Source organism: Candidatus Methylobacter favarea (genome assembly GCF_902806695.1).
Classification (GTDB): Bacteria; Pseudomonadota; Gammaproteobacteria; order Methylococcales; family Methylomonadaceae; genus Methylobacter_B; species Methylobacter_B favarea.
In genome coordinates, this window is the sequence record NZ_CADCXN010000051.1 from 24,414 (window position 1) to 39,664 (window position 15,251).

General features: G+C 48.2%; 15 protein-coding genes. 6 read left to right on the forward strand and 9 right to left on the reverse strand.

Annotation, left to right across the window (positions count from 1 at the left end; translation table 11 throughout):
- Positions 1-9 precede the first annotated feature (9 nt).
- Complete coding sequence (gene lpdA / locus HUX64_RS06520; protein WP_174625428.1) at positions 10-1,452, forward strand: dihydrolipoyl dehydrogenase; 1,443 nt, start codon at positions 10-12, stop codon at positions 1,450-1,452.
- Positions 1,453-1,715: 263 nt separating this feature from the next.
- Positions 1,716-4,349, forward strand: coding sequence for a glycosyltransferase (locus HUX64_RS06525; protein WP_174625429.1), 2,634 nt, complete (start codon positions 1,716-1,718; stop codon positions 4,347-4,349).
- A 271-nt stretch (positions 4,350-4,620) separates the two neighbouring features.
- Here HUX64_RS06525 and HUX64_RS19170 read toward each other — a convergent pair whose 3' ends face one another.
- Positions 4,621-5,334 carry a PEP-CTERM sorting domain-containing protein gene (locus HUX64_RS19170; protein WP_217426447.1) on the reverse strand — a complete coding sequence of 238 codons (714 nt, stop codon included), beginning with the start codon at positions 5,332-5,334 and terminating at the stop codon, positions 4,621-4,623.
- A gap of 932 nt (positions 5,335-6,266) precedes the next feature.
- Here HUX64_RS19170 and HUX64_RS06535 point away from each other — a divergent pair.
- From HUX64_RS06535 to HUX64_RS06550, 4 genes are all read left to right on the forward strand, one after another.
- Positions 6,267-7,478, forward strand: a complete 1,212-nt coding sequence (locus HUX64_RS06535) for a hypothetical protein (RefSeq protein ID WP_174625430.1) — start codon at positions 6,267-6,269, stop codon at positions 7,476-7,478.
- Positions 7,479-7,849: 371 nt separating this feature from the next.
- On the forward strand, positions 7,850-8,527 hold the full coding sequence (locus tag HUX64_RS06540) for a DUF3047 domain-containing protein (RefSeq protein ID WP_174625431.1): 678 nt from the start codon (positions 7,850-7,852) through the stop codon (positions 8,525-8,527).
- A gap of 5 nt (positions 8,528-8,532) precedes the next feature.
- Positions 8,533-9,501 carry an arsenosugar biosynthesis radical SAM (seleno)protein ArsS gene (arsS, locus tag HUX64_RS06545; RefSeq protein WP_174625432.1) on the forward strand — a complete coding sequence of 323 codons (969 nt, stop codon included), beginning with the start codon at positions 8,533-8,535 and terminating at the stop codon, positions 9,499-9,501.
- A 63-nt stretch (positions 9,502-9,564) separates the two neighbouring features.
- Positions 9,565-10,686 (forward strand): methyltransferase domain-containing protein, encoded by a 1,122-nt coding sequence (locus HUX64_RS06550; protein WP_174625433.1) that lies wholly within the window; start codon positions 9,565-9,567, stop codon positions 10,684-10,686.
- A 454-nt stretch (positions 10,687-11,140) separates the two neighbouring features.
- Here HUX64_RS06550 and HUX64_RS06555 read toward each other — a convergent pair whose 3' ends face one another.
- The 8 genes from HUX64_RS06555 to lexA form a co-directional block, all read right to left on the reverse strand.
- On the reverse strand, positions 11,141-11,386 hold the full coding sequence (locus tag HUX64_RS06555) for a hypothetical protein (RefSeq protein WP_174625434.1): 246 nt from the start codon (positions 11,384-11,386) through the stop codon (positions 11,141-11,143).
- A 44-nt stretch (positions 11,387-11,430) separates the two neighbouring features.
- Entirely contained in the window at positions 11,431-11,577 is a 147-nt protein-coding gene (locus HUX64_RS20385) for a transposase (RefSeq protein WP_174625435.1), read from the reverse strand.
- Positions 11,578-11,737: 160 nt separating this feature from the next.
- Positions 11,738-11,980, reverse strand: coding sequence for a 7-cyano-7-deazaguanine synthase (locus HUX64_RS06565; RefSeq protein ID WP_174625436.1), 243 nt, complete (start codon positions 11,978-11,980; stop codon positions 11,738-11,740).
- A gap of 154 nt (positions 11,981-12,134) precedes the next feature.
- A complete protein-coding gene (locus tag HUX64_RS06570) occupies positions 12,135-12,353 on the reverse strand; it encodes an SOS response-associated peptidase family protein (RefSeq protein WP_281355257.1) in 219 nt (72 codons plus the stop codon).
- A 157-nt stretch (positions 12,354-12,510) separates the two neighbouring features.
- Positions 12,511-13,803: a Y-family DNA polymerase gene (locus HUX64_RS06575; RefSeq protein ID WP_174625438.1), complete on the reverse strand. Its 1,293-nt coding sequence runs from the start codon at positions 13,801-13,803 to the stop codon at positions 12,511-12,513.
- Positions 13,803-14,258 (reverse strand): LexA family protein, encoded by a 456-nt coding sequence (locus HUX64_RS06580; RefSeq protein ID WP_174625439.1) that lies wholly within the window; start codon positions 14,256-14,258, stop codon positions 13,803-13,805. The genes HUX64_RS06575 and HUX64_RS06580 overlap by 1 nt, the downstream gene beginning before the upstream one ends.
- Before the next feature lie 43 nt (positions 14,259-14,301).
- Entirely contained in the window at positions 14,302-14,451 is a 150-nt protein-coding gene (locus HUX64_RS06585) for a hypothetical protein (protein ID WP_174625440.1), read from the reverse strand.
- Positions 14,452-14,461: 10 nt separating this feature from the next.
- Entirely contained in the window at positions 14,462-15,097 is a 636-nt protein-coding gene (gene lexA, locus HUX64_RS06590; RefSeq protein ID WP_174625441.1) for a transcriptional repressor LexA, read from the reverse strand.
- Between the last annotated feature and the right edge of the window lie 154 nt (positions 15,098-15,251).

Here is a 15,251-nt window from a genome sequence, read left to right on the forward strand (position 1 = left end):
AGGAATAATATGAAACCTAACTCAGAAACCAGTGAATCTGTTCTGCATGCAGAAGTTGTAGTATTGGGCGGCGGGCCCGGCGGTTACAGCGCGGCGTTCCGGGCCGCCGATTTAGGCAAAAAGGTAACCTTAATCGAGCGCTATTCGGTACTGGGCGGTGTTTGCCTTAATGTCGGCTGTATTCCTTCCAAAGCCTTATTGCATATGGCGCAGATCATTCATGAAGCGGAAGAATTCGGGCAGCATGGCCTTAGTTACGGCAAACCGGCGCTGGATTTTGATAAAATACGGGCCTGGAAAGAAAGTGTTACTGCCACTTTAACTCAAGGTCTTTCCGGTCTGGTCAAGCAGCGCAAAGTAAATCTGGTTCAGGGTACAGGTAAATTTACCTCGCCTAATACTATCGATTTGCAAACAGATGCGGGTATTAAAACCATCCGCTTTGATCAGGCCATTATTGCTGCCGGATCGCATCCTGCCAAAATACCGGTTTTTCCTAATGATGATCCGCGCTTGTTGGATTCAACGGATGCGCTGGAATTAAAACAAATTCCACCGAAGCTGCTGATTGTCGGCGGCGGCATCATCGGCCTGGAAATGGCAACGGTTTACTATGCTTTCGGCTCGGAAATAAGCGTCGTTGAATTGATGAATCAAATTATTCCCGGCTGCGATCAGGATCTGATTACACCTTTGTTCCGCCGCATTAAAAAACAATATAAAAACATCTGGCTGGAAACCCGTGTCACTTCCATTGAGCCGCATGAACAGGGCCTGAAAGTTTTTTTTGAAGGCAAGGATGCTCCGGAATCGGCACTGTTTGATGCGGTTTTAGTAGCCGTAGGGCGCAGGCCAAATGGACCGTTTATCGATGCTGAACGTGCTGGAGTTAAAGTTGATGAAGTAGGTTTTATACCTGTTGATAAGCAGCAACGCACGAATGTCAGCCATATCTTTGCTATTGGCGATATCGTGGGCAATCCAATGCTCGCCCATAAAGCATCTCATGAAGGCAAAGTGGCTGCTGAAGTGGCGGCCGGATTAAAAACTGCGTTTGATGCTTTAACCATCCCTTCGGTTGCTTATACCGACCCTGAAGTGGCGTGGATGGGGCTCACTGAAAACCAGGCGAAACAACAAGGCATAGCCTATGATAAAGCCGCATTCCCCTGGGCTGCCAGCGGGCGGTCATTAAGCATCGGACGTAAAGAAGGAGCGACCAAATTACTGTGTGAAAAAGGAACAGGCAGAATTCTCGGTGCGGGTATAGTCGGTCCCAATGCCGGGGAATTAATTGCCGAGGCTGTAGTTGCTTTGGAAATGGGAGCCGATGCTGAAGACATCGGCTTGTCCATACATCCGCATCCGACATTGTCAGAAACGTTAGGTTTCGCGGCTGAAATGATTGCCGGTACGATTACTGATCTTTACGTAAAGAAAGACAAGCCTTAAGGACTCCCTATAAGCGGGCTAATAAGGCGGCTGTCTAACTGCCTCGTAACAATTGGATTTTAATCTGAATGTCTAAATTTAACAGTTTAAATATTTAAGAATGTATAAAGCCTGAGCTGATTAAATAATTCTTGTCGGAATACAGTCTGTGAAAAAAGTTTAATCATCCTTCTTTAATAAATTCATTTAGTTAGCTCAAGGTTATACGTCCTGTTTAATTTATAGAGTATTATTAGCTGTAACGCAAATTTCCAAATACCTCAATGAAAACAAAGATAGTTATTGTACTTGCACTGGCTCTGCTCGCGTTTATTAATTTCAGCATTTGGAGCTATGTTAACAATCCCCTGCAATTACAACCCTGGACCAAAACCACAATGGGGGTTACGTTCAACCCCATGCGTAAGCATGACACACAAAAAAACAATTCATTTCCCAGCGAGGCTGAAATTGAACAGGATATCATTCTGCTCTCTGACAAAGTTCATGCCATACGCACTTACAGTGTGCTAAAAGGCCTCTACAAGGTCCCCGAGCTTGCCGCCAAACACGGCCTGAATATTACCGTCGGAGCCTGGATTGACGGCGATCTGGAAAAGAACCGACAGGAAATCGAAGCCTTGATCCAGATCAGCCGGCAAAATAATCCGAAAATTGTCAGGCTCATGGTTGGCAATGAGGTAATGCTGCGCAAGGATATTCCCGAAGAACAGCTGATTGAATACTTGCGCGAAGTAAAAAAACGCACGTGGCGGCCTGTCAGTACTTCGGAAACATGGGATATGTGGCTTGCTCATCCCAAACTCGTCAATGAAGTGGATTTCATTGGCGTCCATATTCTGCCTTTTTGGGAAGGCATTGCCGCCGAGGACGCCGTTGATTATATTTTCTCGCGTTATTATCAATTGCAACAGGCCTATCCTAAAAAGCCAATTGTTATTACTGAAGTAGGCTGGCCTTCGGATGGACAACCTTTCAAACATGCCACCGCATCTATTTCCAATCAGGCGAGGTTTTTACGTGAATTTCTTAACAGGGCTGCCCAGGAACATCTTGCTTATTATATTGTTGAAGCTTTTGATCAGCCCTGGAAAATGTCCATAGAAGGATCAGCCGGTGCTTACTGGGGTATTTTTAATGCCGATCGGCAGGCTAAATATCCTATGGATGACGACGTTGTGACTCTGCCTGGCTGGAAACACTGGGCAACTGCTGCTGCGGTGTGCAGCATGGTATTGATGGCTTTATTTTTATTTACCCGAAGAAGTTTAAAACTGCCCGGCATACTCTTTTTCGGCCTGATTGCGAATCTTGCGGCATCAACGATTTTCTGGTCTGCATCGATTGGCGCCCAACAATATCAAACCAAATTTACCATTGCTTTTTGGGTTATCCTGATATTAATGCAAGTACTGGCAGGTATTATATTATTAATTGAAAGTCTGGAAATAGTGGAAGTAGTATGGCATAAGAATAGCCCAAGAACATTCAAACCGCTGACTCCTACCGCTGACTTTAAATATCCCAAAGTCTCGCTGCATTTGCCTATTCATAACGAACCGCCGGTCATGGTGCGCAAGACACTTGAGGCCTTGGCGAAAGTGGATTATCCCAATCTGGAAGTTCTGGTTATGGATAACAATACCAAGGATCCTGCCGTCTGGGAGCCGGTTCGTGATGACTGCGAACGACTTGGCCCCATGTTCCGGTTTTTCCACCTGGAAAACTGGCCCGGTTTCAAAGCCGGCGCCATCAATCACGCCCTTGAACAAACCGCCAGCGATGCGGAAATTATTGCTATCATTGACAGCGATTATGTGCTTTCTCCTGATTGGCTCAAGTGCTTGGTGCCTTATTTCGATAATGAAAATGTCGGTTTTGTGCAATCGCCACAGGATTACCGCGATTTACATCTGAGTTTCTTTAAATCATTCTGCTATTGGGAGTACGCCGGATTTTTTAACATCGGCATGATGCAAAGAAATGAATACAACGCCATTATTCAGCATGGCACCATGACCATGATCAGAAAATCAGCTTTACTCGAAGTGGGTAAATGGGCCGAATGGTGTATTTGTGAAGACAGTGAACTGGGCTTGCGTTTGTATGAAGCGGGATATGATTCGGTTTATGTCAAGGATTCATTCGGCCGCGGGTTGATGCCTGATACGATGTCCGGCTATATGACCCAACGTTATCGCTGGGTTTATGGAGCCATGCAAATTATCAAAGCACATTGGCGCAGCTTCTTGCCGACTAAAAAATCGCCTTTGACACCGGCGCAACGTTATTATTTTCTGGCAGGATGGCTGCCCTGGTTTTCTGATGCATTGGCCTTGTTATTTACCCTGACCAGCCTGGCCTTAACGGCCTTAATCATTTCTGATCCAATACACAGTGAACTGCCTGTCAACGCATTTTTATTACCGACTATTGGCTTGTTCACTTTTAAAATCCTGCGCGGCTTATGGCTTTATCAGGTACGCGTTCCGTGTTCTTTCTGGCAATCACTGGGTGCGGCGCTGTCAGGATTATCGCTGACGCATACTGTCGCCAAAGGGACTATACAAGGCTTGTTTACCACGGGCAAGCCCTTTATGCGCACGCCTAAATATGAAAAACAAAGTCCCTTACTGGCTGGCTTAATGATCATCTGGCAGGAATTGCTGCTGTTAATATTGCTAGGCACAGGCATCTGGTTAATGAATTCGCTGGATCATTTTGATAATTTAAGCGGGCGGCTTTGGATAGCCATATTATCAGTACAAGTAGTTCCTTATGTCGCTACTTTAGTAACGCTATTGATCAGTATTGCACCGAATTACCGGTTAAGGAAAGCTGATCTTTCTGCCGAAGAGCTGGATGAGCTGACAGTCGTTATCGACAAAAAGTTATAATTTAATTAATAACCCTTATATTGCTAAATATTGCCAAGTAAAGGTTTATTAACTTCCACTATTTAAAAATACATTAATCCAATCGCCTGGCCGGTTACCGACCTCGGCCTGAAGGCAATAGAACTCATGGGGCACACAAAGCTTCCTTGCCTTCATGTGGGAACTGGCGGGGCGGAGTGCAGATATTGTCCCCCTTGTTGGCTTCATTGCCTAAGGCATGTTTCCTTATTGCTTGATCCCAAAACCACCGATAACCTGTACGCTGCTGAATTTATTGACGTAGCCGTTTGCGCCCTGCAAACCCAAAAATTCCCAACCCTGACAACAGCATAGCCCAGCTTTCAGGCTCTGGGACTTGGGTCACTGTCCAACTGCCGGGGTTATTGGCGAGTGAACCTTCATAAGAGGAAGCATAAGGGGTTTGAAGGTTATCGTAGCCTGAGAAACTATCCAGATTGGTAGAAGTGGCAATCTCGGCAAAATGCCCTCGTCCTCTTTGCATGACCCATTGACTGATGGATATGTCCCACTCAGAAGGAAGGCCCAAGGCATCAACGGCAAAAATATTCCAAACTGCTGAAATATCTGTATGGGGGCAAAACTCGCAATCTGGAAATAGGGGTAAAGGGTAAGGATACGTTAGCCCATCCTGCTGGGGAAAGAAGTTATAAAAAAAATAGCCATAATCAATTTGATGTGGCGTCAGGGTAAAAATCAAATCATCCGTTAATCCAGAGCCATTTGTCAGCCGTGCAGGAGAGTTGACAAGAGCAGTGATGACGACCTCATGGGATTCAACTAACTCATACCAGATACTTCCTCCATCAGAAGTTGGTTTAGGAACGTTAGCGCGGGAAGTAACAGGAATAACATTGCTTGTGTATTCATACAGGAAATTTGCTTGTGCTGAAGCAGACAGGGTGCTTATAGTAATTGCACTACTGCCAATAATATATTTCAGGAAGTCAAGACCAGGTGATTTCATGATGTCCTCGGGAAATAAATTTTGGGATGAATTGACTCTATCATGCTGCGGCTATTATGGCTATAACAATTTCTTTTTAAAAAGTCCAAAGCTGTTTAAGGCAATTAAACGACTCTAATTCAACTAAGGGAGCTGTTTTAAAATAAGAGGATAAATAGCATTTTTAAACTATGAAGAAAATATTCCTCTCACTCAGCCGCTTTTCAAGCCCCTTTCATGTTCATACCATACGGATAGATATCCTTGTTCATTTCATGGTCCTTACCGCTAAGGATCTAGGGGAATAGCAGGCGTGTTGTGGAATATGAGCGTAACCTACCCCTTTTTTCTGATTACGGAACCTATCTACTTTCAGCCAGGGCCTTATCAGAAGGGGATAGGGGCGCGAAAAAGTGAACTCAAGCAGTTTTTGCAATACTCTGGCAATTTTATGATTGAGGTAATCTGAACCGTTATCGGACTATCCGAATGGATATCTTCAATGGCAAAGGCTGGGAGTTAGGGGTAAATAGCTGGGAAATACTTTGGCTCAGCGCTCCCAAAGTCACTATTTTGAATTTTCAGCGATGAGTATGAGGCATTACCGACGCTGACGAGTCAGAAAAGGCCAGTGCTCTTCGGATTATGTGTTCGGCAACGAACAGACTTAAGCGGTAATACAGCTTAATTTTTTGCCAGCAGGAATAAACCGGTTAAATAAACAGACGCGCAAGGATCTGATTTTTAGCTCCTCGAGGAGGCATTATTATGTATTGTATTGAATATAGACAGGGCTGCTGCATGACTTTATTTTTTTCATCAGGAGCTTCGGTAATTTCTGCTGCTCTGTTACAGTTCCGCACGATTGGAACAGGGCTTAAAGTAGCAGCGCCGCCTGATATATTCTGCATAAGCCGCCGACAAGAAAATAGCTCGGATGAGGTTGTAAAGCTATGAATTCGAGTAACGGGCTATTCTACAGTCTTTGGCAGGGAGGCTTCGAGGGGGCAGATCATATCAACAGCGCCGCACTGCCGCTCGATATGAATGTCAGTAACCAGCATAGGATGCGGGTGCGCGATGATTATTTGCATTTGCAGCCTTTCGGCATCCGTACGGTGCGGGAGAGCGTAGGCTGGCGGCTGGCCGAGCGAGTTCCACATCATTTTGATTTCAGTTTTCTGGAACCGACCCTTGAGTCGGCGCAGGAGCTTGACATACAGATACTGTGGACGCTTTGCCATTATGGCTGGCCGCTCGATATTGATATTTTTTCTTCCGAATTTGTTACGCGGTTCGCCCGTTATGCGGCCGCGGCAGCGGAATATCTCGCGCCGTTCAGCAGTACGGAACCTGTATATACGCTTATCAATGAGATTTCTTTTCTCGCTTACGCCACCTGCGAAATGGGATTAATGTATCCTTATGGCCCTGATCTGCGCGATCGCAGCGTGGAGTTTAAACGTCAGCTCGTACGTGCGGCGATTGCCGGCATGGAAGCCATATGGAAAGTTGATCCACGGGCACGCTTTCTTCATGTCGACCCGCTTATTCATGTCATTGCTCCCGAAGGTCATCCTGAGCTTGCCGAGGCTGCAGAAGTCATGCGTCTTTCACAATTTCAAGCTTGGGATATGCTGGCAGGCACTATCGAACCGGAGCTTGGAGGCGCGGCCAAGTATCTTGATATTATTGGCGTCAACTATTATCACAGCAACCAGTGGGAACTCGAAACTTACAAGACTTTGTTTTGGCATTTACACGATCCGCGCCGCCGGCCTTTTAGCAAGATGCTGGCTGAAATCAATCAGCGTTATGGTCATGGCCGCCCGCTGATTATCGCAGAAACAAGCCATGTTGGCTCCGGCCGCGGTGAATGGATTACCGATATTACCGAAGAAATTATAGCGGCCGGGCACGAAGGTATTGTTATACAAGGCATCTGTCTTTATCCGGTACTGGACAGGCACGGTTGGGAAGAGACTAAGCATTGGCATCGCAGCGGACTATGGGATCTGCACCCGGACGCCAAAGGGAACCTCATGCGTGTGCTGGATAAAGATTACGCCAAAAATTTGATCGAGGCCCAATGGAAACTGGCGAAAATGCCCTTTTATCAAAGTTTTCAGCCTCAGGATAAGTCCTTTTTCTATAAAGATCTGTAGAGGAGGCTGTCGATTCTGATTAAGGCATATTTATAAGGTGAGCAGGGATAAGGTGAGTAATCAAAAGAAGCAAACAGGTACGCTCATCAATGTATTAATATTCTGCAAATGGCCTTCAGCCGGAGAAAAATAGAACAGGATGACTAGATTGAAAGCCTTGCAGATACAGCCAGGAAAAATAGGATTATATTTTAGGAGTATATAAAAGGATGCCGAGATTTTTTGAAAAAATCCGGTAAAGTTTTTTCTAAAGTTATTAATGAATAGTGAATCAGTGGCCTCTAAACTGGAAATATTGTGGTTTGCCGGTATATATTTCACTCCAGTCACAGCGATTTAAAAATGGAAATATTATCAATGCCCACCTCTCAATGCATATATCAGTTTATAAAATGCTTGTTCTGATGAATGTTGGCTGGATTTTAACCTGGTCAAACAATTCCAGCGCTGCTGAAGCAGCGAGTGAGAAGCTGATAATAGGCGATTTTTCTGCAGGATCGCTTGATAAATGGGGGAGCAAGGAATTTAAAGACAGGACGGGCTATGAGCTGGCCAACCTGTCCGGCGTCACAGTATTAAAGGCGGAAAGCGCCGATAGTGCGTCAGGCCTATTTAAGGAACAGCGCATCGATTTACAAAAGACGCCGTTCCTGAACTGGAGCTGGCGCATAGAAAATCGGCTCGGCAATATCAATGAGCAGGCCAAATCCGGCGATGACTATGCTGCCAGGGTTTATGTGATTGTCAGCGGCGGTTTGGCTTTCTGGCGTAGCCGGGCTATCAATTATGTCTGGGCAAGCACCTCCCCTAAAGGTAAAATCTGGCCTAATGCTTTTGCCGGAGATCACGCAATGATGATCGCCCTGAAAGCAGCAAAGGATAAGACAGGTACATGGTATACGGAAAAACACAATATTCTGACCGACCTGAAGCAGCAATTCGGTATGGACATCCGCTATATTGACGCCATCGCTATCATGACCGATACTGATAATGCTCACGGTAAAGCCACGGCCTACTACGGCGACATTTACTTCAGCATGAAATAGGCATTATGCATGACGCCCTTCGCTATCTCGCACAAAAACAGACGGATTTTCCGGCTATCAACAGAAATGCGCTGGAAATATTGCAGGTTAATCTGGGCTATTTGTGCAACCTGAGCTGTACGCATTGCCATGTCAATGCCGGGCCCAAGCGTACCGAACTAATGGATAAGGCCACTGTTGATCTGGTTCTGGACTTCGTTCAGTCAGAAGCTATTCACACGCTGGATTTAACCGGCGGAGCGCCGGAAATGAACCCGCATTTTAAATACCTCGTTGAGCGGGCCAGAAAAATGGAGGTTACCGTTATTGATCGCTGTAATCTGGTTATTCTTGAGGAACCCGGCTATGAGGATTTGGCTGAATTTCTTGCCGCTAACAAGACAGTTATTACGGCTTCCCTGCCTTGTTATCTGGAAGACAATGTCGATAAACAACGCGGCAAGGGCACGTTTAGCGCCAGCCTGTCGGCACTGAAAAAGTTAAACGGCCTCGGTTACGGAGAAGCCGGCAGCGAGCTTCAGCTTAATCTGGTTTTCAATCCGCAAGGCGCCAGTCTGCCCCCGGAACAGCAAGCCTTGGAAGAAGCCTATAAGGAACACTTGCAGGAGCGCTATGGAATCGTCTTCAACAGGCTCTATGCCATGACCAATCTCCCGATACAGCGCTTTGGCAGCATGCTGATCAGCAAAGGGCAATTTAACGGCTATTTGCACTTATTAAAGGACCATTACCGGCCGGAAAATTTGCCCGGCGTCATGTGCCGCAATACCCTGAGCGTCGATTGGCAAGGGCTTGTCTATGATTGCGACTTTAACCAGATGCTGCAACTGCCGTTGGGCGCAAACCCAAGCGGTAAAATGCATTTAAGCGATTTAACCGGCCGCTCCCTAACCGGTTCTCCGATCACTGTCCGCCAGCATTGTTATGGCTGCACGGCAGGACAAGGCAGCAGTTGCGGCGGCGCGTTGGGCTAATTTTTTTGGGGTAGTTTAAGATGGCGCCAAATCTTGTTAATTACAAATTTAAAAGGAGGAGAAATGAGCCTTGAAACAGGTGTTTTGGAGCGCTATTCAGAAGGCGCCGCATCCAGGCAGGCGAATCTATGCTGTCCGGTCGATTACGATAGCGAGTTGCTGGCTACCCTGCCTCAGGAAATCATCGAAAAGGATTACGGCTGCGGCGATCCGTCGCGCTATGTCAAAAAAGGCGACGTGGTGCTGGATTTAGGTTCGGGTTCAGGCAAGATTTGCTATATGGCCGCGCAACGAGTGGGCGAGTCGGGCAGGGTTATCGGCGTTGACATGAATGATGATATGCTGACGCTGGCCCGCAAATACCAGGACGAAATGGCGCAAAAAATCGGTGCAAACCGGGTCGAGTTCGTTAAAGGGCAAATTCAGGATCTGGCGATGGATCTGGCTTCGATGGATCAACATTTGGCGAAAAACCCGGTGAAAAGCGCCGAAGACCTTATCGCTCTGCGCGCCTGGCAGGAAAAACAACGCAGGGAGCGGCCCTTGATCGCTGATAACAGTGTGAATTTGGTGGTTTCCAATTGCGTGCTGAATCTGGTGCATGACCGCGACAAGGAACAGTTGATTCGGGAAATTTTCCGCGTCGTCAAGCCGGGCGGCCGCGTGGCTATCTCGGATATTGTCAGCGATGAAGTTGTACCCGAACATTTAAAAGAAGATTTGCATCTGTGGAGCGGCTGTATTTCCGGCGCCCTGCAGGAGCATGAATTTCTGCAAGCCTTTATCAAAGCAGGTTTTATCGCCGTCAGCTATGATAAATGGGAAAGTCAACCCTGGCAAGTTGTCGAAGGCATTGAATTCCGCTCGGTAACCATTATCGCGGTCAAGCCGATGACTGAACCATGCCTGGATAAAGGCCATGCCGTCATCTATCGAGGCCCTTACTCTGAAGTTTATGATGACGAAGGCCATGTTTATTACCGCGGCAAACGGATGGCGGTTTGTGAACGCAGCTATAAACTGCTGACCAGTGAAACCTATGGGAACGATTTTATCGGCATCGTGCCCGCTGAAGAAAAATCAGCTAATCACTGGTGCAGTCCGGCGGGGACTATTCGTTCCGTTTCAGAAAGCAAAAGCGGTCGGCCTCAGGATAAATGCAATCCTGGCAGCGGTTGTTGTTGATAATCCGTTCAGTTCAAATACAAGTGTCTGAGCGTTTTTTTTAACTTCCTGTTGCCTTAAATCCTAGTGAGATTATAAAAAATTCCAACGCGAGAATACTCAAGTTGACGGGATGAGAGTTTTAAACGACTTTAAAATCTATCCGATTGTAAACGCTTTGCAAAAAGTGAAACGGACAGTGCGAGCTTTACTCTCACCTCTTGATGCTTTTTTAGCGTAAAGCGGGTTTTGAGCGGTGATATCGCCGGCGTAAATACTCATTTGATGTTAGCCCCGCGTCAACCAGACGTTTATACGCTTCTATTGTTCCCAACTGTGTTTCCCGGCTCAAAGGCAGATAGTTCCAGGCCCCAATCGCAAGAGCGTTTTATGAGTCTCGTCCATGCTGTCGGAATGTCCGCGGCCTTAGCTGTTACGTTTTATCCATCCTGCCCCAGGGGGCTTTTAAATTTTTTTATACGCGGTTTGGTTTCAGGTGAAAACGTGGCATATTTATAGAATGGCGGCAAAAGCGCAGTTTTGTAAGGTAGGCGGCGCCTGCTCTACTTGGCTTTGGCTGGCTTTCTTCGAGCTTCTCCAGTACACTGTCAGCCTCCCAGGCCTTGTCGGCGCCTGGCGCACCCGCCAGAATGCCATCCACTAAGCCAATGGCTGGCATGACATCAGGCGTTTGTCCACCCGTCAAGCACCACTTTGTCATGGGTGGGCCTCACCATCGTGCCGTCAATGGCTATCTCTTCAAAATCAGCGTCCTTGCACAACTTTAGCAGCTAGCCGTTGCCAGACTCCGGCATCCGGGCAGCGGGCTAACCTTTTGTAAGGGCTGTTCCAAGCCCCCGACTTGTCGGGCAGGCCGCGCCAGGGTGAACCCGGCCTGGCTCTCCACAGCACGGCTTACACAAACCGCCTCTTGTCCGCTGCCGTCTGGCCCCGGTCGCTCTTGTTGCCCGGCACCCTCTGTTCAATACCTTTCCACGGGTCATCGTGCCATACTTTTCTTACCAGTAGCCCACCTGTTCAATCAGTTGGCATAATTATCCCCTATTAATTGTCAACAGACTGTATTGAGGGCAGATCCACCGAAAAGACGTAGATCAATATCAACTACAATAGGCTGTGTAATTCCCATCGCCTTAGCTACATAGCTAGCGTAGTCAAGTTCGACCTGATGGCGCTGTCCATAGCGAAATGAAAGTGCATAAACTTGAAACCCCTCTGACTTTGCAATTGCAAGGGTCGTTGTAGAATCAAGCCCACCACTGAGTAAAACAACTGCTTTTGAAGTTAAAGACATGACTATCCTATTATTTTTCAATATAAATTACATTAGAAGATCAAATTTGTACTTTAACACTTAATTAAAGCAGAGGTTATAAGGTTAAGCATAAACTCGGCGTTGTGGCACAGACACCAAAATACGAAAAGGCGTCATGCAGTTGATTTTCAACTCACCACAAACACGCCTTATCATCATGGGCGGGATTATTGACCCGCTGGCTGATAGGAGTCAGCTGCTGGTTTCGGTAACACCCCTCTGCATCGAACGCTAGAATATCGGGTTTGGATGACTGACTATCCAGCCATGCCGCATAGCCGCTGGGCGGTACTATTACCGGCATTCTCGTATGGATAGAAGCCAAATGATCATTCGCAGCCGTGGGGAAGATGCGGCGACTACGCGCTCACGTTAAAATGCTGTTTTATTGAGGGTTCCAAGGCCATCAAATTAAATCGTCCACACATCGCTTCTCTCCTTTATTTCTATAGTCATTACTAAGTATAAATACCACTTTATATAATATTACTGAATAGAGTTTACGGCCTTTAGCCGCAGGTTACCCGAACCAGCTCTGCCCAATCCGTCGTATATTTACTGGATACCTTGTCAACTTTCACCTGCCAGCGTTGATCCAGACCGGTAGCGGCCAGTTGAAGGGCGTGAGGGAAGCGGTGATTAATGGCGTCCAGCGTTTTCATTAAGGCCGCGCTGTGAAGGGATTCGGGGCCGGAGACGGTAAACAGGTCCAGCTGGCCCGGCAGGGAAGCCGAACGAAGATCGCTGAGTTGCACCCCGGCCTGTTGGTAGCGGTAACCGGCTTTAAAAATAGGCGCGAGCAAGCGGTGAGCGGCCTGGACGAGGCGCCGGGTGTCCTGGCTCGTCGGCGTCATGCGCATCGAGGCCGAGCGCTGATAACAGGGCTCTGGTTGGCTAAACGGGCTGGTGCGGATAAAGACCGTGATCGTACCGGCCAGAGAGTCCTGACTTCTGAGCTTTTCAGCGGCCCGGCTGCAAAACGCCGCCAAGGCTTCGGCCAGTTCCTGAACGTCAACGAGTTTACGGGTAAAGCTGCGCGAGCAGATAATCTGTTGTTTGTCCGGGGCTATCTCTTCCAGCTCCAGACAGGGGATGCCGTTCAGCTCCCTAACGGTTCGCGCCGCGTTAATAGTCACTAACGCCTGGATTCTGGAGGCCGGTTGACAGGCCAGATCATAAACGCTGTGAATGCCGAGCTGGTTGAGCTTGGCAGAAGTGCGCGAGCCGATGCCCCAGACTTCCCCGACCGGCACAATCCGCATCAGCTTGTCCCGGCGCACGGGATCGGTTAAGTCCACGACGCCGCCGGTTTTGCGCCATTTTTTGGCAGCGAAGTTGGCCAGTTTCGCCAGTGTTTTCGTCGGCCCCAGACCCACACAGACCGGAATGCCGGTCTGCTGCTGAATCGTTTGCCGGATGCGTTGCCCGTAGGCCACGGGATCATTCGGACAGATACCGGTTAAATCCAAAAAGGCTTCATCGATGGAATACACTTCGAGGTTGGGCGAGAACTCGCCTAACAAGGCCATCACGCGAGCTGATATATCCCCGTATAAGGGGTAGTTGGAAGACAATACCTGAATGCGGTGTTGTTGAATCAGCGCCTTTATCTGAAAGACCGGCGTCCCCATTTTAACGCCCAAGGCTTTAAGTTCCGGGCTGCGAGCCACGATACAGCCGTCATTATTACTGAGCACAGCCACCGGTTTAGCCCATAAATCCGGCCGGAATACGCGCTCGCAACTGACATAAAAATTATTGCAATCCACCAGCCCGATGCAGGCAGGAGGCCCAGCGCTCATCAGACAAAATGAATAACGCTGGTGACCACGCCCCACACCACCACCTCCATGTCCGGCTCAATCACGATATCGGCATAGGCCGGGTTTTCAGCGGTCAGGGCCAGCCTGCCGGGCATGTGATTGAGGCGCTTGACGGTCAACTCGCCATTGAGGGCGCAGATAATGATTTTTCCATGCACCGCTTCCAGGGAGCGATCCACGACCAGAATATCATCGGGATGAATACCGGCGCCGAGCATCGAGTCGCCTTGCGTCCTGACAAAAAAGGTAGCGGCAGGCCGCCGTACCAGCAGTTCATTTAAATCCAGCGACGCCTCAATATGATCGGCGGCAGGCGAGGCAAAGCCTGCCATTATTTTACTGCTGAACAGCGGTAGCGCCAGACGGCAGGGCTGGCGAGCCGGGCGTAACACCTGACTGAAAGGCGGCGCGCGATAGCGGAAAAAAACAGTCATGACGGTCTTGACTTAAGGTTGCCGAGGGCGTGGGGAAGGCGTCTTATACTTGAGATGAAATAATAAACACCAGCACCAGCAATACCGTTACCGACACTTCTTCCAGTCGCTCCAGCAGGGGCGGTTTATCGCCGCGCATAATCAGGTCAATTTTATTCGTCATTTGATCGTGCATATGAACAGGCTGTTTCATGATAAGGCTCCTAATGGTTTTTGGTATAACTGCGCATTTGCCCGACTAACACGCCCTGGATTTCTATTTGCTCAGGCCGATAGCGCAGGGCTTTCATGCTGGCATTAGCGGGTATCAGCAAGGTTTCGTGCGGGTATTGCTCGATGACTTTCAAGGTGGCTTCGGACTTTTCAACCAAGGCTACGACAATTTCGCCATTTCGTGCATAGGCGCGCTGCTCGATAATGACCCAGTCGCCGTCAAAGATGCCCTGTTCGATCATGGAATCGCCTTTGACGGAGAGAATATAGCAGGGCTTATCGGTCTTGAGCGGCTCGGGAATTGCCATATAGCTGATGTTTTCCAGGGCTTCAATAGGCTTGCCGGCGGCAATGACGCCGACATAAGGCAAACGGCCGGGATCATCCTGATGGTTGATCAGGGTTTTCGCGTGGTCGCTCAACTGGATGCCGCGTTGTTTGCCGGCCAAGGGTTTGAGCAGGTTAGCGGCAATCAGGGCAGTAATATGGGCATGCAGCGAGCCGCGGGATTTAAGGCCCAGTGCCAGACACAGCTCATCCAAGGTGGGCGGCTGGGTAAATCGATCCTGGTTTTGCAGCAGGAAATGAAACAGCTCGTGTTGTTTGCGGGTCAGGGATTCAAGCATAGTGTTCTCCATCGGTTTTTAAAAAAGAATAGCATAAGAACTGATGGAGAACAAAATAAAAACCGGCGTATGCCATTTTGTCACTTATACGGCTTGACTGGGGTGGGAGGAAAAAGTACAGAGCCCTTGCCGGCACGGAGGGAACGTCTAAAGT

Coding starts and splice junctions, on each gene's coding strand:
- lpdA (WP_174625428.1), top strand. CDS start 10: ATGAAACCTAACTCAGAAACCAGTGAATCTGTTCTGCATGCAGAAGTT.
- HUX64_RS06525 (WP_174625429.1), top strand. CDS start 1,716: ATGAAAACAAAGATAGTTATTGTACTTGCACTGGCTCTGCTCGCGTTT.
- HUX64_RS19170 (WP_217426447.1), bottom strand. CDS start 5,334: ATGAAATCACCTGGTCTTGACTTCCTGAAATATATTATTGGCAGTAGT.
- HUX64_RS06535 (WP_174625430.1), top strand. CDS start 6,267: ATGAATTCGAGTAACGGGCTATTCTACAGTCTTTGGCAGGGAGGCTTC.
- HUX64_RS06540 (WP_174625431.1), top strand. CDS start 7,850: ATGCATATATCAGTTTATAAAATGCTTGTTCTGATGAATGTTGGCTGG.
- arsS (WP_174625432.1), top strand. CDS start 8,533: ATGCATGACGCCCTTCGCTATCTCGCACAAAAACAGACGGATTTTCCG.
- HUX64_RS06550 (WP_174625433.1), top strand. CDS start 9,565: ATGAGCCTTGAAACAGGTGTTTTGGAGCGCTATTCAGAAGGCGCCGCA.
- HUX64_RS06555 (WP_174625434.1), bottom strand. CDS start 11,386: ATGACAAAGTGGTGCTTGACGGGTGGACAAACGCCTGATGTCATGCCA.
- HUX64_RS06565 (WP_174625436.1), bottom strand. CDS start 11,980: ATGTCTTTAACTTCAAAAGCAGTTGTTTTACTCAGTGGTGGGCTTGAT.
- HUX64_RS06575 (WP_174625438.1), bottom strand. CDS start 13,803: ATGAGCGCTGGGCCTCCTGCCTGCATCGGGCTGGTGGATTGCAATAAT.
- HUX64_RS06580 (WP_174625439.1), bottom strand. CDS start 14,258: ATGACTGTTTTTTTCCGCTATCGCGCGCCGCCTTTCAGTCAGGTGTTA.
- HUX64_RS06585 (WP_174625440.1), bottom strand. CDS start 14,451: ATGAAACAGCCTGTTCATATGCACGATCAAATGACGAATAAAATTGAC.
- lexA (WP_174625441.1), bottom strand. CDS start 15,097: ATGCTTGAATCCCTGACCCGCAAACAACACGAGCTGTTTCATTTCCTG.